Raw genomic sequence first — 21,846 nt, 5'->3', positions numbered from 1 at the left:
ATTAGGCAGTAAGTGTTTGGCAGTAAGACAACTAAGTGATTATATAATGAACAAAACAGAATTTTACGCGGATCTGAACCGTGATTTTCAGGCATTGATGGCAGGCGAAACCAGTTTTTTGGCCATGATCGCGAACACCAGCGCGCTGCTGTTTGAGCGCCTGAGTGAGGTTAACTGGGCAGGCTTCTATCTGCTCGAAGGCGATACGTTGGTGCTGGGGCCTTTCCAGGGCAAACTGGCCTGCGTACGGATCCCGGTTGGGCGCGGCGTGTGCGGCACGGCCGTGGCACAAAATCGCCTGCAGCGTGTGGAAGATGTCCATGCCTTCGATGGTCACATTGCCTGTGATGCCGCCAGCAATTCGGAAATCGTTTTTCCTTTGCAGGTGAATAATCACATTATTGGCGTTCTGGATATCGACAGCACCGCGTATTCCCGCTTCACCGTTGAGGATGAACAAGGGCTGGCTGAACTGGTCGCACATCTGGAAAAACTCATTTCTGCGACCGACTATCAAAAAATATTTGCCCACGTCGCAGGATAATCAACGGATAACGTAGCATTTAGCGATGGCGTCATTATAATGACGCCTGTTCATGCCTGCGGCTTGTTGGCTACGTCCGTTGTAATCAGGAAATTTCATGGAAAATCAACCTAAGTTGAATAGCAGTAAAGAAGTTATCGCGTTTCTGGCCGAACGTTTCCCTCAGTGTTTCAGCGCTGAAGGCGAAGCTCGCCCCCTGAAAGTCGGTATTTTTCAGGATCTTGTTGAGCGTGTTGGGGGGGAGATGAATCTCAGCAAAACCCAACTTCGTGCCGCTTTACGTCTTTATACTTCGAGCTGGCGTTATCTGTACGGCGTTAAGCCGGGCGCTATCCGCGTTGACCTTGATGGCAACCCGTGTGGCGAACTGGAAGAGCAACATGTGGCTCACGCCCGTCAGCAGCTCGAAGAAGCCAAAGCTCGCGTTCAGGCGCAGCGCGCAAGCCAGCAGGCTAAAAAGCGCGAAGCCGCCGCCGCTGCGGGTCAGCAGGAAGATGGCGCTCGCCGTGAGCGTAAGCCTCGTCCTCAGGTTCGCCGCAAAGAAGGCACCGAACAGCGTAAGCCGCGTCCTGCCGTTGCGAAAGCACCGCGTGAAGAGCGTCATACCCCTGTATCAGATCTGACCGCATTAAGCGTTGGCCAGGCTCTGAAGGTGAAAGCAGGCAACAATGCAATGGACGCCACCGTTCTGGAAATCACCAAAGATGGCGTTCGTGTACAGCTGACTTCTGGTATGTCAATGATTGTACGCGCAGAACACCTGGTGTTCTGAAACGGAGGCCGGGCCAGGCATGAACAAATTCTTTAAGCTCACCGCGCTTGCGGGCCTGCTAGCGATAGCAGGCCATGCGTTCGCCGTGGACGATATTACCAGCGCCGATCAGATCCCCGTGTTGAAAGAAGAGCCGCAGCACGCGACGGTCAGTGAGCGGGTGACCTCGCGTTTTACGCGCTCTCACTATCGGCAATTTGATCTCGACAATGCCTTCTCGGCAAAAATTTTCGATCGCTACCTGAATCTACTGGACTACAGCCACAACGTGCTGCTGGCCAGCGACATCGCGCAGTTCTCCGCGAAGAAGAACCAGATCGGCGACGAGCTGCGCAGCGGAAAGCTGGACGTTTTTTACGACCTGTATAACCTCGGGCAGAAACGTCGTTTCGAGCGCTATCAGTATGCGTTGAAGGTGCTGGAACGTCCGATGGACTTTACCGGCAACGATAGCTTCAATCTGGACCGCAGCAAAGCGCCGTGGCCGAAAGACGAGGCCGAGCTGAACGCGCTGTGGGATGCCAAGGTTAAGTTTGACCAGCTGAGCCTGAAGCTCGCCGGCAAAGATGATAAAGAAATTCGCGAAACCTTAACCCGTCGCTACAAATTCGCCATTCGCCGTCTGGCGCAATCCAACAGCGAAGATGTGTTCTCTCTGGTGATGACCGCCTTCGCCCGTGAGATTGACCCGCACACCAACTATCTGTCACCGCGCAATACCGAACAGTTCAATACCGAAATGAGCCTGTCATTAGAAGGGATCGGTGCGGTGCTGCAGATGGATGACGACTATACGGTGATTAATTCGCTGGTGGCCGGCGGCCCGGCGGCGAAGAGCAAATCCATTAGCGTCGGCGATCGCATCGTTGGCGTCGGTCAGTCCGGTAAGGGCATGGTTGACGTCATCGGCTGGCGTCTGGACGACGTTGTCGCCCTGATTAAAGGGCCGAAGGGCAGTAAAGTTCGTCTCGAAGTTCTGCCTGCCGGTAAAGGGGCGAAAACGCGCATCGTGACGTTGACCCGTGAACGTATCCGCCTTGAAGATCGCGCGGTGAAAATGTCGGTGAAAACCGTCGGTAAAGAGAAAGTCGGCGTCCTGGATATTCCTGGCTTCTACGTTGGACTGACGGACGACGTCAAAGTGCAGCTGCAGAAGCTGGAGAAGCAGAATGTCAGCAGCATCGTTATCGACCTGCGCAGTAACGGCGGTGGCGCGCTAACCGAAGCGGTATCGCTTTCGGGTCTGTTCATTCCATCCGGCCCGGTCGTACAGGTCCGCGATAACAACGGTAAAGTGCGCGAAGACAGCGACACGGACGGCGTTGTTTACTACAAAGGCCCGCTGGTGGTGCTGGTCGATCGTTTCAGCGCTTCGGCATCGGAAATCTTCGCTGCCGCCATGCAGGACTATGGCCGCGGGCTGATTGTCGGCGAGCCAACCTTCGGTAAAGGCACCGTTCAGCAGTATCGCTCGCTGAACCGCATCTACGATCAGATGCTGCGTCCTGACTGGCCGGCGCTGGGTTCCGTGCAGTACACCATTCAGAAGTTCTACCGCATCAACGGCGGCAGTACTCAACGTAAAGGTGTGACGCCGGATATCATGATGCCGACCGGCACCGAAGATCGCGAAACCGGTGAGCAGTATGAAGATAACGCGCTGCCGTGGGATAGCGTCAATGCGGCGACCTATGTGAAGTCCGGCGATCTGACGCCGTTTGGACCAGGTCTGCTGAAGCTGCATGATGAGCGGATCGCCAAAGATCCGGAATTCCAGTACATCATGAAGGACATTGCCCGCTACAGCGCGATGAAAGATAAGCGCTATATCGTCTCCCTGAATTACGCCCAGCGTGAGAAAGAGAACGAAGAAGACGATGCGACGCGTCTGGCACGCATCAACGACCGTCTGAAGCGCGAAGGCAAGCCGGCGCTGAAGAAACTGGACGATCTGCCGAAAGATTACCAGGAACCGGATCCGTATCTTGATGAGACGGTCCACATCGCGCTCGACCTCGCTCATCTTGAGAAAGAGCAGCCAGCGGTGGAACCACCGGTCAGTAAATAAGTCTCTAACGGGCACACATACTGTGCCCGTTTTCATTTCTCTCTCCCCGCTTTTCCTGATTAATACATACAAAATGTCAACACCTGACGTTGATGTCAGCGATATGCTACAAAATGTAAAGTTGTGTCTTTCTCGTGACTTAGCGGGGGTTGATGGTTGAAAATTAACGTTCTACCCATACGATATGGGTAATCGCATAGTGCGTTTTGTTAAACCGAGGTTAAAAGAAAATTATGATGCGAATCGCGCTCTTCCTGTTGACCAACCTGGCAGTGATGGTGGTATTCGGGCTGGTGCTAAGCCTGACAGGAATTCAGTCAAGCAGCATGACCGGACTGCTGATTATGGCGCTGCTTTTTGGTTTTGGTGGTTCGATCGTTTCGCTGATGATGTCGAAATGGATGGCGCTAAAATCGGTGGGTGGGGAGGTCATTGAGCAGCCGCGTAATGAAACGGAACGCTGGCTGATGAATACCGTTGCCCAGCAGGCGCAGCAGGCTGGCATCGGCATGCCGCAGGTCGCCATCTACCATGCGCCGGATATCAACGCGTTCGCCACCGGCGCGCGCCGCGATGCTTCGCTGGTTGCCGTGAGCACCGGGTTGTTGCAAAACATGAGCCGTGATGAAGCGGAAGCCGTTATCGCTCACGAAATCAGCCATATCGCCAACGGTGACATGGTCACCATGACGCTGATTCAGGGGGTGGTGAACACCTTCGTTATCTTTATCTCGCGCGTTATTGCGCAGATTGCGGCCGGTTTTCTTGGCGGTAACCGGGATGACAGCGAAAGCAGTAACGGTAACCCGCTGATTTATTTTGCCGTTGCCACCGTTCTGGAGCTGGTGTTTGGTATTCTGGCCAGCATCATCACCATGTGGTTCTCGCGCTACCGTGAGTTCCATGCGGACGCCGGATCTGCCAGACTGGTTGGCCGGGAGAAAATGATTGCCGCTCTGCAGCGTCTGAAAACCAGCTACGAACCGCAGGAGGCCAGCAGCATGATGGCGTTTTGTATTAACGGTAAAGCGAAGTCGATGAGCGAACTGTTCATGACTCACCCGCCGCTGGATAAGCGTATTGAAGCGCTGCGTAGCGGGGAATACCTGAAGTAATTCAGCACGTTCAGAAATAAAAACAAAAATCCGCGGCTTCAGGGCCGCGGATTTTTTTTACCTGAAACCTGAGGGCGACTATCTGCCCGGACGGGGCTGGGTCACGCGAAGCCCGCTGACGGTCGCGGCAATGACGGCTAGCCCGCCGGCCAGCAGCAGCGCGCTGTGGGTGCCACTGTTGCCCTCTAAATTAAGCAAAAGCGCGACCAGCGCCGCGCCGATGCTTTGTCCGAGCAGGCGCGCGGTTCCCAGCATTCCGCTGGCGCCGCCGCTGCGATGGCTCGGTGCGGAAGAGACTATCGTATGGTTATTCGGCGACTGGAACAGACCAAAACCGGCGCCGCAAAGCGCCATCCGCCAGATGATATCCAGGTCGGAAGGTGATGCGGGCAGCAGCGCCAGACCGAACAGGCCGCAGGCCATCACCAGCAGACCGAGTGCGCCCAGCAGTCCCGCGTGGACTTTCTCAATCAGATACCCTGCCAGCGGCGCCATCACCATCGTCGCTAACGGCCATGGCGTCAGCAGAAGTCCGGTTTCCACTTCGCTGCGCCCCATCATCGACTGCAGGAAGAAGGGCAGGGAAACCAGAGCCAGCATCTGCGCGCAGAATGAACAAATCGAGGTGCAAATGGAGAGTGAAAAAAGCGGGATCCGCAGCAGGTCGATGGGGAGCAGAGGAACCGTCATCTGCAGCTGGCGGCGGACGAAGAAGAAGCCGATGATCAGCATCGCAACCACTTCCGCGAGCACCAGCTGGCCGGACTGGCCCTGAGCAAATCCGCCGAGCGCGGTGATCAGTAAGCCAAAGGTCAGGGCGTTCATGATCGCGCTGGGGAGATCGAAGCGGGTAATTTTACTCCGTCCGGTATTTGCTGGCAGGTAGCGCATCGCGAGGATCAGCGAAACAATTCCCAGCGGGATATTGATTAAAAAGAGCCACTGCCATGAGGCGACGGAGAGGATCGCCGCGGCAATGGTGGGGCCGGCTGCGGATGAAACGGCAACCACAAAGGAGTTAATCCCCATCCCGCGGCCGAGAAAACGCTGCGGGAAGATCAGGCGAATCAACGCCGTATTGACGCTCATCAGAGCCGCTCCGCCCAGACCCTGCGCCACGCGCGCGAGGGTCAGCATCTCGAGGCTATAGGAGAGGGCGCAGGCCAGGGAGGTGAAGGTAAAGAGCGCCAGGCCGATTTTATAGATCCGTCGATAGCCGACCATGTCGCCTAAAAATGAGAGCGGCAGCAGCGCGATAACGATAGCGATTTGGTAGGCGTTGACGATCCAGATTGAGGCGGCCGGGGAGGCATTTAAATCGCTGGCGATGGTGGGCAGCGCCACGTTGGCGATTGCCCCGTCGAGTACCGCCATTGCCAGGCCTAAAACGATGGTCAGGATGGCGCCGTAGCGCTGCGGCAAAGGCAGGCCATCGGGAATGTTTTTATCCATGTTAAATGTGCGTCTTAGTGGTGACTATTCTCTGGATAATGATTTTAGCATTGATTATTCGGCTGTATGTCGCAGATTTGTAACGAATGAGCAGAAGAACGATTGCGGCTACCGTGATGCGAATTTATAATAAAAACCGGTTCTAAATTTTATAAAACAGTTACGATGAGGTGATAAATGGCAGTTGCAGATTTGGATAAGCAGCCAGATTCTGTCTCTTCGGTATTGAAGGTTTTTGGCATTCTGCAGGCGCTTGGTGAAGAGCGTGAAATTGGCATAACCGAACTGTCCCAGCGCGTCATGATGTCAAAAAGCACCGTTTATCGCTTTTTGCAGACCATGAAATCGTTGGGCTATGTGGCGCAGGAAGGCGAGTCAGAGAAATACTCGCTGACGCTGAAGCTGTTCGAACTCGGCGCTCGTGCGTTACAGAATGTCGATCTGGTACGCAGTGCCGACATCCAGATGCGTGAACTTTCACGCCTGACGAAAGAGACTATTCACCTGGGGGCGCTGGATGAAGACAGCATTGTCTATATCCACAAAATAGACTCGATGTACAACCTGCGCATGTATTCGCGTATTGGTCGTCGCAACCCGCTGTATAGCACCGCTATTGGTAAAGTACTGCTGGCGTGGCGCGATCGTGGCGAAGTTGAGCAGATTCTGGAAGGCGTCGAGTACAAACGGAGCACCGACCGGACGATTACCAGTACCGAGGAGCTGCTGCGGGTGCTTGATCAGGTGCGTCAGCAGGGGTATGGCGAAGATAACGAAGAGCAGGAAGAGGGGTTGCGCTGCATCGGCGTGCCGGTATTCGACCGCTTTGGCGTGGTGATCGCCGGGCTGAGCATCTCGTTCCCGACCCTGCGTTTCTCGGAAGAACGTCTGCACGAATACGTGGCGATGTTACATACCGCGGCGCGTAAGATTTCTGAACAGATGGGGTACAACGACTATCCATTCTGATCGCAATGGCGTTCTGGTTCGTGGGCTACAGCGGCAACCTATGCTGTAGCCCAAAAACATTAGCCTTTGTCGTCGATCACGGTGGCGCTTTTACGCAACACGGGGCAGTCGGTGAGCCCGATGATGCCGCTATCCGAATGGACATATTGTGCGGTGCTGGTGCCGCGCGCAGTCAGATATTTGCACTGAAGACCCAGCCCCGCCGCGTTCTCGTTGCTGCCAATCAAGATGCCGTAACCGCTTAATAATATGCCAATCCAGACGATAGCCAGTACGACAATGGAACGAATGATTAATCGCATTGTTGCCTCATTATTTGTATTATCCCTGCGTTAATTTTGCCAGCTACACGCCTTGAAACAAGTCTATGATTCCTAAACTTGCCTTTCGTATTACAGTTAGCCGCGGTTTAAGATGCTCATGTTATCCTGGAACCATCTGATACTGATGCGGAGAGTGGAGTGAAAAAAGTACGCTGGGTTTTGCTGATAGTCATCATAGCAGGCTGTTTATTGCTGTGGACTCAGATGCTTAACGTAATGTGCGATCAGGATGTACAGTTTTTCAGCGGCATCTGCACGATCAACAAGTTCATCCCCTGGTAAGACATTTTTATGACGACCGATTTTCTTCTGCTGCGCGAGTGGTAGAATGAACGCCTTCTCTTTGAGGTGGTGAAATGAGTGAGTTATTAAGTCCTGGGATCTTTAATCTGGCATCACTGGCGCTGTCCATCGTGCTGCTGTTTGTCGGTCTGGTGTTATGGTTTTTTGTTAATCGCGCAAGTTCGCGCACCAATCAGCAGATTGCACTGCTGCAGGCCTTACTGGATCAGCAAAAGCGGCAAAACGCGCTGCTGCGTCGTCTTTGTGAAGCCAATGAGCCTGAAAAGGAAGAGGTTGCCAAAACTTCAACGGGAGAGAAGGGCAAGGACGATGACGACTTTATTCGTCTCGTCGCCGAACGGTAACCCGTGGACAGGTGTGCACCGCCGCGGTGTGCGCCTGTATTATCGCCTTTAGCTATAACTTATTCTTATCTTTTCTCATCCTTGTGACTTATCTGATGTCACTTAATGTGCTGGCGCTCGCAATTCTCTCTACTAACCTCACTGATTTTGCAGTTACTCAAATAATATAATAACCATGCGTTTTAATTGTCTGACGAAAAATATTGTCATTAATGGTTCACGTTTCAATTGTACTATAAATAATATTTATAACCTGGCCATGATCGCGGCTTTATATCGCTATACGGCTTAAATCAAGCGCATTTTCAGCTATCGATATGCGTTTTTATGCGCATCATTATGCACAGCCGCGGATGGTTACCCCTGAAAATTGGCCGTTCGTATGCCCGGGTACCTGGACGAACAGAAGTTGTTGAGCTATGGTAAAAAAGTTGCAACGTTCAGGCTAACTATATTGTCTGGCGGGCGTGACGGCGAGGGTAGCCCAGGGCGGCAAAGACGCATAAATGTGCAGGTGATCAAATGATTACCTTATAATTTGTGCGGGGGATCGAGACACGTTTAAAAATGGCTTGCCATTATTTACGTTGTATGTGATAACACCTTTCGGGTTAAACGAGGTACAGTTCTGTTTATGTGTGGCATTTTCAGTAAAGAAGTCCTGAGTAAACACGTTGTCGTTGAATACCGCTTCTCTGCCGAACCTTATATTAGTGCCTCATGCAGTAATGTGTCAGTTTTATCTATGTAAGCGCCTACGGGCGAAGAAAACAGTCTAAGGAATTTTGCAAATGGCAAAGATTAAAGGTCAAGTTAAGTGGTTCAACGAGTCTAAAGGTTTTGGCTTCATTACTCCGGCTGATGGCAGCAAAGATGTGTTCGTACACTTCTCCGCTATCCAGGGTAACGGTTTCAAAACTCTGGCTGAAGGCCAGAACGTTGAGTTCGAAATTCAGGACGGCCAGAAAGGTCCGGCAGCAGTTAACGTTACTGCTATCTGATTCAAGACCACTCATCTTGTAGAAAAAGCCTCGCCTCTGCGGGGCTTTTTAGTCTTTATTGCAAAACATTTCCATTTTTCCCCCGCCGTCGCGCTTTGTTGCAAAACAACATCCTTATTAGCACTGTTTCGCATTTTGTTTTGCTGATTTTCTGTTAAATCAGATGGTTGCAAAATAATGCTGGAGCTACGGTGCAAAAGAACAAAAGTAAGTCAGCTGCTCATTTCACCCCGGTGCGTTTTGGGTTGTTGTGCGTGGCTATTCTCGGTTGTCTCGGAATACTGTTAGGCCGGGTGGCCTGGCTGCAAATAATTTCTCCAGATAACCTTGTTAAACAAGAAGATATGCGTTCATTGCGCGAAGAGCCCATCGATGTGCAGCGTGGAACGATCAGCGACCGTGAGAACCGCCCGCTGGCAGTAAGCGTGCCGGTGAGCGCCATCTGGGCCGACCCGCAAACGATTATGCAAAAGGGCGGCGTTGGCTATGGCCCGCGCTGGCAGGCGATGGCGGAGGCTCTGCACCTCAATCTGAGCGATCTGGCCAGACGCGTTGAGAGTCATCCTCATATGCGGTTTATCTATCTGGCTCGTCAGGTTAACCCGGAGCAGGCCGAATGGATCGACAAACTGCACCTGCCGGGGATCAATCTGCGTGATGAATCGCGCCGCTTTTATCCCGCGGGGCACGTGGCGGCTAACCTGCTGGGATTCACCAATATCGATAACCAGGGTATTGAGGGGATTGAGAAAAGCTTTAATGCTCAGCTCACCGGAATGCCGGGGCGTCGGCTGGTGCGCAAAGACCGCCATGGCCACGTGATTGAGAATATTACCGAAGAGGCGGCGGTTCCGGCACATAATATTCAGCTGAGTATCGATGAACGGCTGCAGACGGTGACCGAAGATGCGCTGGATAACGCCGTGAACTGGAATAAAGCGGAATCGGGCGCGGCGGTGTTGATTAAGATCGACACCGGCGAAATTCTGTCGATGGCCAGCTATCCGGATTTTAACCCCAATAACCGTGATGATGCCAAACTGGATGATTTTCGTAATCGCGCCATCAGCGATATCTTTGAGCCGGGCTCAACGGTCAAGCCGCTGGTGGTGATGACGGCGCTCCAGCAGGGGATTGTGCAGCCGGATAGCGTGGTGGATACCCATCCCTTTGTGCTCGATGGACACCGCATTCGCGATGTCGGCTATTACCCGGAGCTGACGTTGACCGGTATCCTGCAAAAATCCAGTGATACCGGCGTTTCCCATCTGTCGCTGGCCATGCCGGTGCAGCATCTTATTGATACCTATAAAGCGTTTGGTTTTGGCGACCCGACCGGACTGGGGCTGACCGGCGAGAGCTCGGGGCTGATGCCGCAGCGTCGCTACTGGGGGCAACTGGACCGCGCGACCTTTGCCTTTGGTTATGGTCTGATGGTCACACCGCTGCAGCTGGCGCATGTCTATGCCACTATCGGCGGTTTTGGCATTGAACGTCCTTTATCAATCACCCGGATCGACCCCCCGGTGATTGGCACCCGGGTGATGCCTGAGCCGATCGTCCACGAGGTGGAACATATGATGGAGAGCGTGGCGCTGCCGGGCGGCGGCGGGACTAAAGCCGCCGTGCGTGATTACCGTATTGCGGTAAAAACCGGGACCGCCAAAAAAATCGGTCCGGATGGCAAATATATCGATAAATACGTGGCATATACCGCAGGCGTGGCGCCCGCCAGTCATCCACAGTTCGCGCTGGTGGTGGTGATTAACGACCCTGGTAACGGGGCCTACTACGGCGGGGCAATCTCGGCGCCGGTATTCAGCCAGATCATGGGGGACGTTTTACGCCTGGAGAACGTTATGCCGGACGGGATGCCGCAGGGCTCGGAAAATCTGATCGTGATGCACAACGGCGAGGCCGCGCCGCCGGCGTTGTAACAGTGGTCTGAAAGGGCGAATAGCGCTACACTTTCGCCCTTTCAGCGACACCGGAGTTGTCATGTCATACAGTTGCCCACTTTGCCACGCGCCGCTTACCCGGCGCGATAATAGCTATATTTGCCCGCAGCGGCACCAGTTCGATCTGGCGAAAGAGGGGTATGTCAATTTACTGCCGGTGCAGTTCAAGCGCTCGCGCGATCCGGGCGATAGCGCGGAGATGATGCAGGCGCGGCGGGCGTTTCTCGACGCCGGACACTATCAACCGCTCCGCGATGCCATCAGCGCATTTCTTGCCAGCGTAGCCCCCGTCGACCTGCTGGATATCGGCTGCGGAGAAGGGTATTACAGCCATGCATTTGCCGCTATCGCCGCCAACAGCTGGGGCCTGGACGTGTCGAAAGCGGCGATTCGCGCCGCGGCGAAACGCTACCCGCAGGTGAATTTTTGCGTCGCCTCCAGCCAGCGCCTGCCTTTTGATGACGCCAGCCTCGATGCGGTGATTCGGATTTATGCGCCCTGCAACGCGCAGGAGCTGGCGCGCGTCGTCAGGCCTGGCGGCTGGGTCATCACCGCCACGCCGGGACCGCGGCATCTGCTGGAACTGAAAGGGCTGATTTATGCTGATGTGCGGCTGCATGAGGAAAATAACGAAGAGATGCCCGGGTTTACGCTGCGTCAACAGCAGCAGCTGGCCTATCCGATGCAGCTGACCGGGCATGAAGCCGAAGCGTTGTTGCAGATGACGCCCTTCGCATGGCGGGCAAAACCGGCGGTGCGTGCAACGTTACGCGCACAGGCCGCGTTTGGCTGCCAGACCGACTTTATGGTGCATTTCTGGCAGCGTGAAGGTTGAGCGTTAACCGGCGAAATGACTCCACAGAATCTGGCCGCCAATGCCAATCAGGACGATACCGCCAAGGATTTCAGCCCGTTTGCCCAGCAGCGGGCCAATAAATCGCCCGACCATAATCCCCAGGGTTGACATAATCAACGTCGCGCAGCCGATGGCCAGCGCGGTGGCGATAATATTGACCTGCAGGAACGCCAGGCCAACACCGACGGCCATTGCGTCGAGGCTGGTGGCGAAGGCGGTGGTGACCAGCAGCCAGAATCCATGACGGCGCGGGGCTTCACACGCTTCGTCATCGGTACCGCGAAAACCTTCAATCACCATACGCCCGCCGAGGAATACCAGCAGGACAAAGGCAATCCAGTGATTCCACTCCAGAACAAACTGACTGGCGAGCATCCCCATACCCCAGCCGACGAGCGGCGTCAGGGTTTCGATGGCGCCGAAAATCAGCCCGGTGCGTAAGGCTTCGGAGAATTTAGGTTGGTGTAGCGTAGCGCCTTTACCGATAGAAGCCGCGAAGGCGTCCATGGACATGCCAAAAGCAAGAAGAATCATCGCGGATATGTTCATGAGTGCGTCCTGACCGGGGAAAATCCATATGACACATCACTACCCCCAGTAAATATACGCAACGCGGCCCACGACAGGGGATTGCGTACAGCGGTGATGTGTCTATGGTCTCGCCTGATTGAGCATCTTCTTCAACCCGTACGTGCCACGTTTTGCAACGAGTATGTTGACACGTACATCTCCTGACAGGCAGGAAATCGGCTACTCCCCAACGACGGGCGCAACCTTAACATATTTTTAGAATATAAAACAATAACAGCTTTGGTTTATTTCGGCAACCAAATGATAACGATTTTCATTTGAATTTATAGGTCAATAAATCGTTAAATAATATCGTTGAAATGGCCAGCTGAAATATAGCCATGGCTATGTATTCATCTGGCGTAATTCGCGGGAATATAGCCTGCGCTATATTTTTAACTTACTGAGTTGAAACGAGAAGTTTGTAAATTTTTTCCAGATCGTCGATATTTCGTACACGAATAAGCAAGCGTCGCTGCTCTAATTGCATCACCAGCACGCCATCTTCCGATAAATTCATCTCTTTAATTCGCTTATATTCAATCCAGATATTGGCGAAGAAAAAGCCCGTCGCTTTGAAGATGATTTTAGGGGTTCTTATCCAGAACAAATACAGGCCCATTAATGCCAGTGCAGATAATAACCATGTGGTTATTAGCGCCCCGTGACTGATAATGTTGTTATAAATCAGTATGGCCGTCAGGCCGACGAAGATGATCCCGTCGACGCGGCTGCGGCGGAGCAGGGGGATAGCGAGGAGCAGCGGGCCGTTGCGGCGCGGCATAATAAACTGGTCATAAATCGCAAACGCCAGTAAAACAACAATAAACAGAATCAGCACCAGGTCCGTGAGTGTCATCCATCCTCCAGTTAAAAAAAAGCCGGGGGCAGGCCCCCGGCGGACAACAGGATAATTACAGGCCCAGCAGGCCGATAGCGTAGCCGACGATACCGATGACGAAGAAGCCAACGATGATCCACAGGGCGTTAACTTTCTTCCGCAGCAGCCACATACAGGCGAAGGTCAGCAGCAGAGGCACCAGGCCCGGCATCAGCTGGTCAAGGATGGTCTGCACGGTGGTGACGTGAACCTGGCCATCCGCGCCGGTGATTTTGGACACCACCAGCGGTATGTTCACGTGCGTCCACTTGTTAACCAACGCCCCCATGACAAACAGGCCGAGAATTGACGCCCCCTCGGTCAGTTTCTGCAGGAAACCGCCGCCCATATCTTTAACGATATCCACACCCTTGCTGTAACCGTAAGCCACGCCGTAGTAACGGGTCAGCAGGCGGACGGCGTTGAACAGGATAAAGAACAGCAGTGGGCCCAGCAGACTGCCGCTCATCGCGATGCCGGCACCTAACGCGGCGAATACCGGACGAACGGTACCCCAGAAGATCGGGTCGCCGACCCCTGCCAGCGGCCCCATCAGACCGACTTTGATGCCGTTGATGGCGCCATCGTCGATCTCTGCGCCGTTGGCGCGCTGCTCTTCCATCGCCAGCGTAACGCCAAGTACCGGCGCGGCGACGTACGGGTGGGTGTTAAAGAACTCCAGGTGACGCTTAATAGCCTGCTTACGTGCATCGTTGTTCTCCGGGTACAGGCGACGAATGGCCGGTACCATAGAGAAGCAGAAGCCCAGCGCCTGCATACGTTCGAAGTTCCATGACCCCTGGAACAGGTTAGAACGAATGAACACGCCACGAATGTCACTCGGAGTGAGTTTTTTCTCGGTGGTATTTTTAGTCATATCAACCATTTCGCTCACCTGTTAGTCCAGTTCGTTATCGAGATCGTTATTACCAGCAGCCTGAGCTGGCGCACCCGCTACGCGGTTATATTTCGGGCTCAGCTGAATGTAGAGGATAGCCATAACTGCGCCAATCACACCCAGAGCAACCAGGTTGAAGTTAGTGAACGCCGCGGTAACAAAGCCGAGGTAGAAGAATGGCATCAGGTAGCCTGCGCGCATCATGTTGATGACCATCGCATAACCGACCACTACAATCATGCCGCCGGCGATGTTCAGACCGCTGGTCACCACTTCCGGAATAGCGTTCAGCATGCCCTGAACTTCGCTGGTCCCGACGGAGATAGCCACGATAACGGCCGGGATGGCGATACGCATTGCCTGCAGGAACAGCGACGAAACGTGGATCCACGAGATGGCCGTCAGGTTGCCATTTTCCGCCGCTTTATCCGCCGCGTGCTGGAAGGCCACGGTGATAGTACGCACGATGATGGTCAGTACCTGGCCTGCTGCCGCCAGCGGGATAGCCAGGGCGATACCGGCGCCGATGCTTTGACCGCCGGCGATAACCAGAACGGTGGATATAATGGACGCCAGCGCGGCATCCGGTGCAACGGCCGCGCCGATGTTCATCCAGCCCAGGGCGATCATCTCCAGCGTACCGCCGATGATGATACCTTTCTGCATGTCGCCCAGAACGATACCGATTAAGGTACAGGCCACCAGAGGACGGTGGAACTGAAATTCATCAAGTACCGACTCCATACCCGCAATACACGCGACGATGAACACCAGCACAATCTGAAGAAGGGTAATCTCCATTGTACTTCTCCTGTTGATTAAGTCTTAAGTTGAAAATTGGGGCCGACCCGCAGGGCTATTTGCTCACCTTGCCGATCAGGTCCATCATTTTCAGTTTCTGGTCGGTGGAAACTTTACGGACTTCCAGTTCAATACCGCGAGCATTCAGTTTCTTAAATGCTTCAATATCTTTTTCATCGACCGAAACGGCGTTGTTCACCTGCGTTTTACCCTGACGGAAAGCCATCCCGCCGATGTTGACGGTCGTGATTTTCACGCCGCCTTCAACGACACGTTCCACGTCGGTAGGGTTAGTAAACAGCAGCATGACGCGCTCGCCTGCGTATTTCGGGTTGTTGTAGACGCGGATCATTTTTGCCACATCGACAACGTGGGCCGTGACGCCCGGAGGAGCAACCTGTGTCAATAACGTTTTGCGTACGGTATCCGCCGCCACTTCATCGCTCACGACGATAATGCGGGTGACGTTGGTTTCTTTGGTCCAGCGGGTAGCAACCTGACCGTGAATCAGACGGTCGTCGATGCGCGCCAGGCCGATCACCATATAGTCGTTTGGCCCCATTGGTTTCACCGGCGTTGCCGCTTTAGGCGCCGCAGCCTGAACCGGAGCAGGGGCCGCTTTCTCCACCGCTTTCGCTTTCAGCGCCTTCACGCCTTCACGACCGGTTTCTACCGCCAGGGCCACCAGCTCGTCGAACGACGGATCGTCGTCGCGCGCCATCAGCGTTTCAACCAGCATCGGAATGTTGACGCCGGCAATCACTTCGTAATGTTCTTTATCGACGACAATGCGGCTGGCAGCGTTGAACGGGCTGCCTCCCCATGTATCGACGAGAAACAACACCCCTTTTGCTGTATCCAGCTTTGCCAGCTGTGCGTTGTACTTTTCGATCAGCGTTTCTGCGTTTTCACCAGGGACGAAATCGATCCAGCCAACGTTTTCCTGCTCGCCCAACAGCATTTCTGCGGTTTTCAGCAGTTGTTCTGCAGCCCAACCATGTGTGCCTATTACAATAGCAATCGTCACTTGCTACCTCCTTTATTATCGTGAATGCATCATCTGTTGTGATACATCCTGAATCATTCTTGCGGACAAAATCGATTCAGTGAGGGTGTAGGTTCTAAAATAATTACTACCGTGAATTATTTTAGATAGTGAAAAAATAATTAATGTGATGAAGATCCGTTAATCACGCATCTGCAAGCAATAAATTCGCAGCGCAAAAAATAGGCTTACCTATTGCAAAGACTGGTAAAATTTTTTCCAATCTTCCTCCATTTTTTGCTATGTTTAGCTTCCGTTTAATTACTCAGGAGTATAGGGCATAGCCCGCTGTATGGACCCTCATCGACGTCTTTTCACCTTCAGGCACTTTTCTGCCGCCGCTACCTGCTACGCTTTTTTACCCGCTACGATTGTCTCTGCCGTGGATGACATCGCGATGACTCCGTCGGTCGTTAACTGGAGCAACTCATGGAATTCTTAATGGATCCCTCGATCTGGATCGGTTTGTTGACGCTGGTCGTCCTCGAGATCGTGCTCGGTATCGACAACCTGGTCTTTATTGCCATCCTTGCGGATAAACTGCCGCCGAAACAACGTGATAAAGCGCGTCTGATCGGTCTGTCGCTGGCGCTGGTCATGCGTCTGGGGCTGCTGTCGGTCATTTCGTGGATGGTGACGTTGACCAAACCGCTGTTCAGCATTGCGGATCTCTCTTTTTCCGGGCGCGACCTCATCATGCTGCTCGGGGGGATATTCTTGCTGTTTAAGGCGACCACTGAGCTGCATGAACGGCTGGAAAACCGCCAGCATGATGCCGGCCACGGCAAAGGTTATGCCAGTTTCTGGGTCGTGGTGCTGCAAATCGTGGTGCTTGACGCCGTCTTCTCGCTGGATGCGGTGATTACCGCCGTCGGGATGGTGAATCATCTGCCGGTGATGATGGCCGCGGTGGTCATTGCGATGATGATGATGCTGCTGGCCTCGAAGCCGTTAACCCGCTTCGTCAACCAGCATCCGACGGTGGTGGTGCTGTGTCTGAGCTTCCTGCTGATGATCGGCCTGAGCCTGGTGGCTGAAGGTTTCGGTTTCCATATTCCGAAAGGGTATCTGTACGCGGCGATTGGCTTCTCGATCACCATTGAGTTCTTCAACCAGGTGGCGCGACGTAACTTTATTCGCCACCAGTCGACGCTGCCGCTGCGCGCGCGTACGGCGGATGCGATCCTGCGTCTGATGGGTGGGCGTAAGCAACACGCCGTCAGCCATGATGGCGACAGCCCGGCGCCGGTGCCGGTGCCGGAAGGGGCGTTTGCCGAAGAAGAGCGCTATATGATTAACGGCGTTCTGACGCTGGCGCAGCGCTCATTGCGCAGCATTATGACCCCGCGCGGTGAAATCAGCTGGGTGGATGCGGAGCAAAGCGAAGAAGAAATTCGTCGCCAGCTGCTCTCCTCGCCGCACAGCCTGTTCCCGGTGTGCCGGGGCGAGCTGGATGAAATCATTGGCATCGTGCGGGCGAAGGAGATGCTGGTGGCGCTGGAGGGCGGTGAGAACGTCGCGGCGTTAGCTTCTGCCTCTCCGGCGATCGTGGTGCCGGAAACGCTGGATCCGATCAACCTGCTGGGCGTGCTGCGTCGCGCGCGCGGAAGCTTCGTCATCGTGACCAACGAGTTTGGCGTGGTGCAGGGGCTGGTGACGCCGCTGGATGTTCTGGAAGCCATTGCCGGTGAATTCCCGGATGCTGATGAAACGCCAGAAATTGTCGCTGACGGCGACGGCTGGTTGATCAAAGGTTCAACCGACCTGCACGCCTTACAGCAGGCGGTGGGCCTGGATGACATCGTCAATGAAGATGAAGACATCGCCACGGTTGCCGGGCTGGTGATTGCCGTAAATGGCCATATCCCGCGTACCGGTGATGTAGTGGAGCGGGCGCCACTGCAGTTTACGGTCCTTGAAGCGAACGACTATCGTGTCGATCTGGTGCGGGTTGTGAAGACTCAGCCCGATAGCCACGAAGAAGAGTAACCGGCAAACAAACGTAGTGTGCCGGTCGGCCAGCCGCCTCTCCCGGAGGCTGGCCGGTTAATTATCCACCGCCGGGCGCGTCTGCGAGGCCGCCAGCCACTGTGGAAATTGCGCTATCGGCATGGGCCTGGCGTAGCGGAACCCCTGCAGGATATCGACCCCGTGGCGCCGCAGATACTCCGCCTGCTCCTCTGTCTCAACCCCCTCAGCGATCGTCACAATTTTCAAGCGGTGCGCAAGCGCGATAATCATATCCGTCACCTTCGCATTGACGCTGTCAACGCCGATGGCGCTGGTGAAAGACTTATCAATTTTCAGCACGTCAGGACGCAGTTTTTCCAGCCACGACAGGGAGCTGTTGCCGGTGCCGAAGTCATCGATCGCCAGCTGGACGCCTTTAAAATGCAGATGCTCCGCCATATGCCGATCGCCATCCTGCAGCACGTCGCGTTCGGTAAGTTCAACCACCAGCTGCTGTATCGGGTGGGCGCTAAACCAGTAGTGATGCAGATCGCGCAGCAGTTCGCCATTGGCGAAATGGCGAGCGGCGACGTTGATCGAAATATGAAAATCTTTATTCTCAGGGAACAGGGCTAGCCGGCGCGCGGTTTCCGCAATCACGTAGCGGGTGAGCGGAACGATCAGGTTGTAACCTTCCGCGATAGGAATGAAGACCTCCGGAGAGATATTTCCCCGACGCGGATTATTCCAGCGCAGCAAGATCTCAACGCCGCAGCATTGTTGCGTACGCAGATTCTCCAGCGGCTGGCACCATAGCTCGAATTCGCGTGCGGCGATACCGAGGCTGATTTCGCGGGAAAAACTCATTCTGCCGGCGGTCATCAGCCAGGCGATACCGGTCATCATCAGGCTCAGGATCAGCGCCAGCGGCAGAACGCCGGGGAGTTCATTGAGGGCGATAGCCGAGGCGCCGGGACCGCTGACGTTAATGGTAAACGGAAACTGCGTTGAGCTCTGGCTGTAAATAATCTGCTCCCCCGGCCCGGCGTCGTGCTCGACCACGCCGGCACCGTTGATAAAACTCCTGCTGCCGACACGCAGACCAATACCGGTAATTAATGGTGATTTTGCGTTGAGAATTAACTCCCCCAGCAGCTCGATGTTAATCATCATCAGCACGCCGTCAGCGCCGCTCAAAGAGGCCGGGAACCATTGAATTAACACCGGAGAACCCACCAGCAGCGAGCCGTCGGTGGCATAGGCCAGCAGCGGGTGGCTGGCGGGGAGCATGGGCTGACGTTGATGAATGGGGATGTTACGCTCGCCATAGATACTGGAGCAGTACAGGATATTGGATTTCACCAGCGCGATTGTCCGCACCGTTTGCAGCGAGGCCGCCAGCTTGCGCAGAGGCAGCTGCACGTCGCGGCAGGGTTGCCCCACCAGCTGCTGCAGCGACAGGCGCTGAGCCGCCAGCGGGCGCAAAATTTCGTCCATCGCCGCCACCATCTGACCGGTGGTTATCTGCACGCGTTGCTGATTTAGGCTGCGCTGTGAAATAAATCGGAAGACCAGCGTCGTTGTGAGCGTCAGGAGTGCGACAATCAAACAAACGGCAATACGTTTACGGCGGTATGTCGTAATAACCTTTTGTGCATTTTGCATGCGCGACACCCTGTCGACTCTAAGTTCTGTTAAGGATAACAACCGTCATAGCGCAAAGGTAGGGGGGGTAAATAAATAGCGAAGAAAAAAAGAAAAATGCGCCCGGCCCGGGCGCATTTTACGAGAGAGCGTTTAGTCACACTGGACTTTGATAGCCAGGCCGCCGCGGGAGGTTTCGCGATACTTGGCGTTCATATCTTTACCGGTTTCATACATCGTTTCGATGACTTTATCGAGCGAGACGCGCGGTTCGCTGGTCCGGCGCATGGCCATACGCGCGGCGTTGATTGCCTTCACGGAGGCAATTGCGTTACGTTCGATGCACGGAACCTGCACCTGGCCGGCGACCGGGTCGCAGGTGAGGCCAAGATTGTGTTCCATACCGATTTCCGCAGCGACGCACACCTGCTCCGGGCTGGCGCCAAGGAGTTCAGCCAGCCCCGCGGCCGCCATCGAACAGGCCACGCCGACTTCGCCCTGACAGCCGACTTCCGCGCCGGAAATCGAGGCGTTCATCTTGTACAGCGCGCCCACGGCGCCGGACGCCAGAAAGTAACGAATATAAATGTCCGGGCTGACGGATTCGATAAAGTGGTCATAGTAGGCCAGTACCGCCGGCACGATACCGCAGGCGCCGTTGGTCGGCGCGGTCACGACGCGCCCGCCGGCGGCGTTCTCTTCGTTGACCGCGAGGGCGAACATATTCACCCAGTCGACGACGTTCATCGGATCGTTGGACAGCTTGTCGCTGGCTACCAGCAGACGGCGCAGCGCAGAGGCGCGACGCGGGACGCGCAGCGGGCCAGGCAGCACGCCTTCGGTATTGATGCCGCGATCGATACAGGCGCGCATGGTTTGCCAGACGTTAGCAAAATAATCTTCAATCTCTTTCTTGCTGTGCAGCGCCAGCTCGTTCTGCATCACCATGCCGGAGAGCGACAGCCCGGTTTCTTTGCAGTATGCCAGCATCTCCTGCGCCGATTTGAACGGGTAGGGTACGCTCAGCTCATTGGCGCTTTCTTTGCCGAAATGCTCCTCGTCGACGATAAAACCGCCGCCGATGGAATAATACGTTTTGCTGTAGATCTCTTTGTCGCCCGCCCAGGCATGAATCGTCATCCCATTTTCGTGCAGCGGCAGGTTGTCGCTCCGAAAACGCATGCCGTCATCCTGCGGGAAATCCACTTCATGCTGCCCTTGCGCCAGCAGCAGACGCCCGCGGCTTTCGACGTCGCGGATAAATGCCGGGATCGCGTCAATGTCGACCGTTGCCGGCTCATAGCCCGCCAGTCCCATAATAATGGCGATATCCGTATGGTGGCCTTTGCCGGTTAATGAAAGCGAGCCGTAGACATCCACCGCCACGCGGGTCACTTCATTCAGCAATTCCTTTTCGACCAGGTCATCGACGAACTGTTTACCGGCCTTCATCGGGCCTACAGTATGGGAAGATGAGGGACCAATCCCCACCTTGAACATGTCGAATATACTAATCACGCTAATACTCCTGACAGGGTTACCGCAGCAGCGGCAACGATGTGATAACTGCGCATAGTGTAAGAGGGAACCGCACCATCAGCTTAACTATTCACATGAATTAAACTAATGGATAACGGAGAAATTACTAATGATGAGAACGCCTTCTCATTTTGAGTATATACCCTAATGTATCGACCCGCCGCGCGGGGGGACGCGACCGGCAAGGCGGTGAACGCGGCCGGCGCGGCGACCGCATCAGAAGTGATGAGAAAAGCTAAGCTTTAATACCGATTTGCAGGGCCAGCTCGCGAATAATGCCGGCGGTCATCCCCCAGACAAAATAGTGCTGATACCACGACAGCCAGACGCGATGCGAATTGCCGCGCCGATGAATATCCAGCGGGTGGTAGCGCCCCAGGCGCAGCGCCTCGGCGAGGGGCATTTCAAAGACCGCCGCCACTTCGTCCTGGCTGGCATGATAGCGGAGATTCGGCGGAATAATGCCGACCACCGGGGTGACCTGAAAGCCGGTGACGCTATCCACCGGCGGCAGGACGCCGATGATCTCGACCGCGTGTGGAAGAATCGCGACCTCTTCCTGCGCCTCGCGCAATGCGGCGGCGATAAGCGTCGCGTCGGTGTCATCGACGGCGCCGCCCGGGAAGGCGACCTGGCCGGCGTGTTTACGTAACCGCGACGAGCGCTGGGTCAGCAGCAGCCCCGGCTGCGGCCGACGAACGATGGGCACCAGCACGGCCGCCTGGCGCTGATTCAGCGCGTTGCGCGTTGGCTGCGGGCGCAATAATTGAAAACGCGAAAGAAAGTCGTCCAGTTCAAGGCCGCTATCCGCCAT

Annotated in this window: 22 protein-coding genes; 12 read left to right on the top strand and 10 right to left on the bottom strand. The window is 54.9% G+C overall.

What is annotated here, in order from left to right:
- The first annotated feature begins 46 nt into the window (after positions 1 to 46).
- The 4 genes from EDF73_RS00570 (at position 47) to htpX (ending at position 4,499) form a co-directional block, all read left to right on the top strand.
- A complete protein-coding gene (locus tag EDF73_RS00570) occupies positions 47 to 544 on the top strand; it encodes a GAF domain-containing protein (protein WP_132724688.1) in 498 nt (165 codons plus the stop codon).
- Between the two features lie 97 nt (positions 545 to 641).
- Positions 642 to 1,316 carry an RNA chaperone ProQ gene (proQ, locus tag EDF73_RS00565; RefSeq protein ID WP_132724686.1) on the top strand — a complete coding sequence of 225 codons (675 nt, stop codon included), beginning with the start codon at positions 642 to 644 and terminating at the stop codon, positions 1,314 to 1,316.
- Positions 1,317 to 1,335: 19 nt separating this feature from the next.
- The gene (gene prc / locus EDF73_RS00560) at positions 1,336 to 3,384 is read left to right on the top strand and encodes a carboxy terminal-processing peptidase (protein ID WP_132724684.1); all 2,049 of its coding nucleotides are present in this window, start codon (positions 1,336 to 1,338) and stop codon (positions 3,382 to 3,384) included.
- A gap of 233 nt (positions 3,385 to 3,617) precedes the next feature.
- Positions 3,618 to 4,499: a protease HtpX gene (gene htpX / locus EDF73_RS00555; RefSeq protein ID WP_004863936.1), complete on the top strand. Its 882-nt coding sequence runs from the start codon at positions 3,618 to 3,620 to the stop codon at positions 4,497 to 4,499.
- Positions 4,500 to 4,577: 78 nt separating this feature from the next.
- Here the strand turns inward: htpX and EDF73_RS00550 are convergent, their stop codons facing one another.
- Positions 4,578 to 5,951: an MFS transporter gene (locus EDF73_RS00550; protein WP_132724682.1), complete on the bottom strand. Its 1,374-nt coding sequence runs from the start codon at positions 5,949 to 5,951 to the stop codon at positions 4,578 to 4,580.
- Positions 5,952 to 6,128: 177 nt separating this feature from the next.
- Here EDF73_RS00550 and kdgR point away from each other — a divergent pair, with 177 nt between their 5' ends.
- A complete protein-coding gene (kdgR, locus tag EDF73_RS00545) occupies positions 6,129 to 6,920 on the top strand; it encodes a DNA-binding transcriptional regulator KdgR (protein WP_132724680.1) in 792 nt (263 codons plus the stop codon).
- A gap of 59 nt (positions 6,921 to 6,979) precedes the next feature.
- On the opposite strand, the gene EDF73_RS00540 is transcribed toward kdgR, so the two are convergent.
- Complete coding sequence (locus EDF73_RS00540; RefSeq protein ID WP_132724678.1) at positions 6,980 to 7,222, bottom strand: YobH family protein; 243 nt, start codon at positions 7,220 to 7,222, stop codon at positions 6,980 to 6,982.
- A gap of 159 nt (positions 7,223 to 7,381) precedes the next feature.
- On the opposite strand from EDF73_RS00540, the gene mgrB reads away from it, so the two are divergent.
- From mgrB to rlmA, 6 genes are all read left to right on the top strand, one after another.
- Positions 7,382 to 7,525 (top strand): PhoP/PhoQ regulator MgrB, encoded by a 144-nt coding sequence (gene mgrB / locus EDF73_RS00535; RefSeq protein WP_015584020.1) that lies wholly within the window; start codon positions 7,382 to 7,384, stop codon positions 7,523 to 7,525.
- A 74-nt stretch (positions 7,526 to 7,599) separates the two neighbouring features.
- Positions 7,600 to 7,890, top strand: coding sequence for a YebO family protein (locus EDF73_RS00530; protein WP_132724676.1), 291 nt, complete (start codon positions 7,600 to 7,602; stop codon positions 7,888 to 7,890).
- Positions 7,891 to 8,524: 634 nt separating this feature from the next.
- Positions 8,525 to 8,641 carry a DUF2627 domain-containing protein gene (locus EDF73_RS00520; RefSeq protein WP_049267871.1) on the top strand — a complete coding sequence of 39 codons (117 nt, stop codon included), beginning with the start codon at positions 8,525 to 8,527 and terminating at the stop codon, positions 8,639 to 8,641.
- A 40-nt stretch (positions 8,642 to 8,681) separates the two neighbouring features.
- Positions 8,682 to 8,891 (top strand): transcription antiterminator/RNA stability regulator CspE, encoded by a 210-nt coding sequence (gene cspE / locus EDF73_RS00515; RefSeq protein WP_001062678.1) that lies wholly within the window; start codon positions 8,682 to 8,684, stop codon positions 8,889 to 8,891.
- 191 nt (positions 8,892 to 9,082) lie between these two features.
- On the top strand, positions 9,083 to 10,828 hold the full coding sequence (ftsI, locus tag EDF73_RS00510; RefSeq protein ID WP_132724674.1) for a peptidoglycan glycosyltransferase FtsI: 1,746 nt from the start codon (positions 9,083 to 9,085) through the stop codon (positions 10,826 to 10,828).
- A gap of 61 nt (positions 10,829 to 10,889) precedes the next feature.
- The gene (rlmA, locus tag EDF73_RS00505) at positions 10,890 to 11,684 is read left to right on the top strand and encodes a 23S rRNA (guanine(745)-N(1))-methyltransferase (protein WP_132724672.1); all 795 of its coding nucleotides are present in this window, start codon (positions 10,890 to 10,892) and stop codon (positions 11,682 to 11,684) included.
- A gap of 3 nt (positions 11,685 to 11,687) precedes the next feature.
- Here the strand turns inward: rlmA and mntP are convergent, their stop codons facing one another.
- From mntP to manX, 5 genes are all read right to left on the bottom strand, one after another.
- A complete protein-coding gene (gene mntP / locus EDF73_RS00500) occupies positions 11,688 to 12,254 on the bottom strand; it encodes a manganese efflux pump MntP (RefSeq protein WP_132724670.1) in 567 nt (188 codons plus the stop codon).
- A gap of 421 nt (positions 12,255 to 12,675) precedes the next feature.
- The gene (locus EDF73_RS00495; RefSeq protein ID WP_132726213.1) at positions 12,676 to 13,134 is read right to left on the bottom strand and encodes a DUF986 family protein; all 459 of its coding nucleotides are present in this window, start codon (positions 13,132 to 13,134) and stop codon (positions 12,676 to 12,678) included.
- Between the two features lie 55 nt (positions 13,135 to 13,189).
- The gene (locus tag EDF73_RS00490) at positions 13,190 to 14,041 is read right to left on the bottom strand and encodes a PTS mannose transporter subunit IID (protein WP_132724668.1); all 852 of its coding nucleotides are present in this window, start codon (positions 14,039 to 14,041) and stop codon (positions 13,190 to 13,192) included.
- 12 nt (positions 14,042 to 14,053) lie between these two features.
- Positions 14,054 to 14,854, bottom strand: a complete 801-nt coding sequence (locus EDF73_RS00485; protein WP_132724666.1) for a PTS mannose/fructose/sorbose transporter subunit IIC — start codon at positions 14,852 to 14,854, stop codon at positions 14,054 to 14,056.
- A 55-nt stretch (positions 14,855 to 14,909) separates the two neighbouring features.
- Positions 14,910 to 15,881, bottom strand: coding sequence for a PTS mannose transporter subunit IIAB (gene manX, locus EDF73_RS00480; RefSeq protein ID WP_132724664.1), 972 nt, complete (start codon positions 15,879 to 15,881; stop codon positions 14,910 to 14,912).
- A gap of 447 nt (positions 15,882 to 16,328) precedes the next feature.
- Here manX and yoaE point away from each other — a divergent pair, with 447 nt between their 5' ends.
- Positions 16,329 to 17,888: a CNNM family cation transport protein YoaE gene (yoaE, locus tag EDF73_RS00475; RefSeq protein WP_132724662.1), complete on the top strand. Its 1,560-nt coding sequence runs from the start codon at positions 16,329 to 16,331 to the stop codon at positions 17,886 to 17,888.
- Positions 17,889 to 17,945: 57 nt separating this feature from the next.
- Here the strand turns inward: yoaE and EDF73_RS00470 are convergent, their stop codons facing one another.
- The 3 genes from EDF73_RS00470 to EDF73_RS00460 all read right to left on the bottom strand — a co-directional run bounded on the left by EDF73_RS00470 (position 17,946) and on the right by EDF73_RS00460 (position 21,846).
- Positions 17,946 to 19,514 (bottom strand): EAL domain-containing protein, encoded by a 1,569-nt coding sequence (locus tag EDF73_RS00470; protein ID WP_132724660.1) that lies wholly within the window; start codon positions 19,512 to 19,514, stop codon positions 17,946 to 17,948.
- Between the two features lie 132 nt (positions 19,515 to 19,646).
- The gene (gene sdaA, locus EDF73_RS00465) at positions 19,647 to 21,011 is read right to left on the bottom strand and encodes an L-serine ammonia-lyase (protein WP_132724658.1); all 1,365 of its coding nucleotides are present in this window, start codon (positions 21,009 to 21,011) and stop codon (positions 19,647 to 19,649) included.
- 256 nt (positions 21,012 to 21,267) lie between these two features.
- A complete protein-coding gene (locus EDF73_RS00460; protein WP_132724656.1) occupies positions 21,268 to 21,846 on the bottom strand; it encodes a CoA pyrophosphatase in 579 nt (192 codons plus the stop codon).

Source organism: Klebsiella sp. BIGb0138, from assembly GCF_004342285.1.
GTDB lineage: Bacteria > Pseudomonadota > Gammaproteobacteria > Enterobacterales > Enterobacteriaceae > Klebsiella.
Note: the sequence above shows the minus strand (reverse complement) of the source record. Positions and strands in the feature narration are given on the sequence as shown.

Coding starts and splice junctions, on each gene's coding strand:
- EDF73_RS00570 (WP_132724688.1), top strand. CDS start 47: ATGAACAAAACAGAATTTTACGCGGATCTGAACCGTGATTTTCAGGCA.
- proQ (WP_132724686.1), top strand. CDS start 642: ATGGAAAATCAACCTAAGTTGAATAGCAGTAAAGAAGTTATCGCGTTT.
- prc (WP_132724684.1), top strand. CDS start 1,336: ATGAACAAATTCTTTAAGCTCACCGCGCTTGCGGGCCTGCTAGCGATA.
- htpX (WP_004863936.1), top strand. CDS start 3,618: ATGATGCGAATCGCGCTCTTCCTGTTGACCAACCTGGCAGTGATGGTG.
- EDF73_RS00550 (WP_132724682.1), bottom strand. CDS start 5,951: ATGGATAAAAACATTCCCGATGGCCTGCCTTTGCCGCAGCGCTACGGC.
- kdgR (WP_132724680.1), top strand. CDS start 6,129: ATGGCAGTTGCAGATTTGGATAAGCAGCCAGATTCTGTCTCTTCGGTA.
- EDF73_RS00540 (WP_132724678.1), bottom strand. CDS start 7,222: ATGCGATTAATCATTCGTTCCATTGTCGTACTGGCTATCGTCTGGATT.
- EDF73_RS00530 (WP_132724676.1), top strand. CDS start 7,600: ATGAGTGAGTTATTAAGTCCTGGGATCTTTAATCTGGCATCACTGGCG.
- EDF73_RS00520 (WP_049267871.1), top strand. CDS start 8,525: ATGTGTGGCATTTTCAGTAAAGAAGTCCTGAGTAAACACGTTGTCGTT.
- cspE (WP_001062678.1), top strand. CDS start 8,682: ATGGCAAAGATTAAAGGTCAAGTTAAGTGGTTCAACGAGTCTAAAGGT.
- rlmA (WP_132724672.1), top strand. CDS start 10,890: ATGTCATACAGTTGCCCACTTTGCCACGCGCCGCTTACCCGGCGCGAT.
- mntP (WP_132724670.1), bottom strand. CDS start 12,254: ATGAACATATCCGCGATGATTCTTCTTGCTTTTGGCATGTCCATGGAC.
- EDF73_RS00495 (WP_132726213.1), bottom strand. CDS start 13,134: ATGACACTCACGGACCTGGTGCTGATTCTGTTTATTGTTGTTTTACTG.
- EDF73_RS00490 (WP_132724668.1), bottom strand. CDS start 14,041: ATGGTTGATATGACTAAAAATACCACCGAGAAAAAACTCACTCCGAGT.
- EDF73_RS00485 (WP_132724666.1), bottom strand. CDS start 14,854: ATGGAGATTACCCTTCTTCAGATTGTGCTGGTGTTCATCGTCGCGTGT.
- yoaE (WP_132724662.1), top strand. CDS start 16,329: ATGGAATTCTTAATGGATCCCTCGATCTGGATCGGTTTGTTGACGCTG.
- EDF73_RS00470 (WP_132724660.1), bottom strand. CDS start 19,514: ATGCAAAATGCACAAAAGGTTATTACGACATACCGCCGTAAACGTATT.
- EDF73_RS00460 (WP_132724656.1), bottom strand. CDS start 21,846: ATGGCGGATAGCGGCCTTGAACTGGACGACTTTCTTTCGCGTTTTCAA.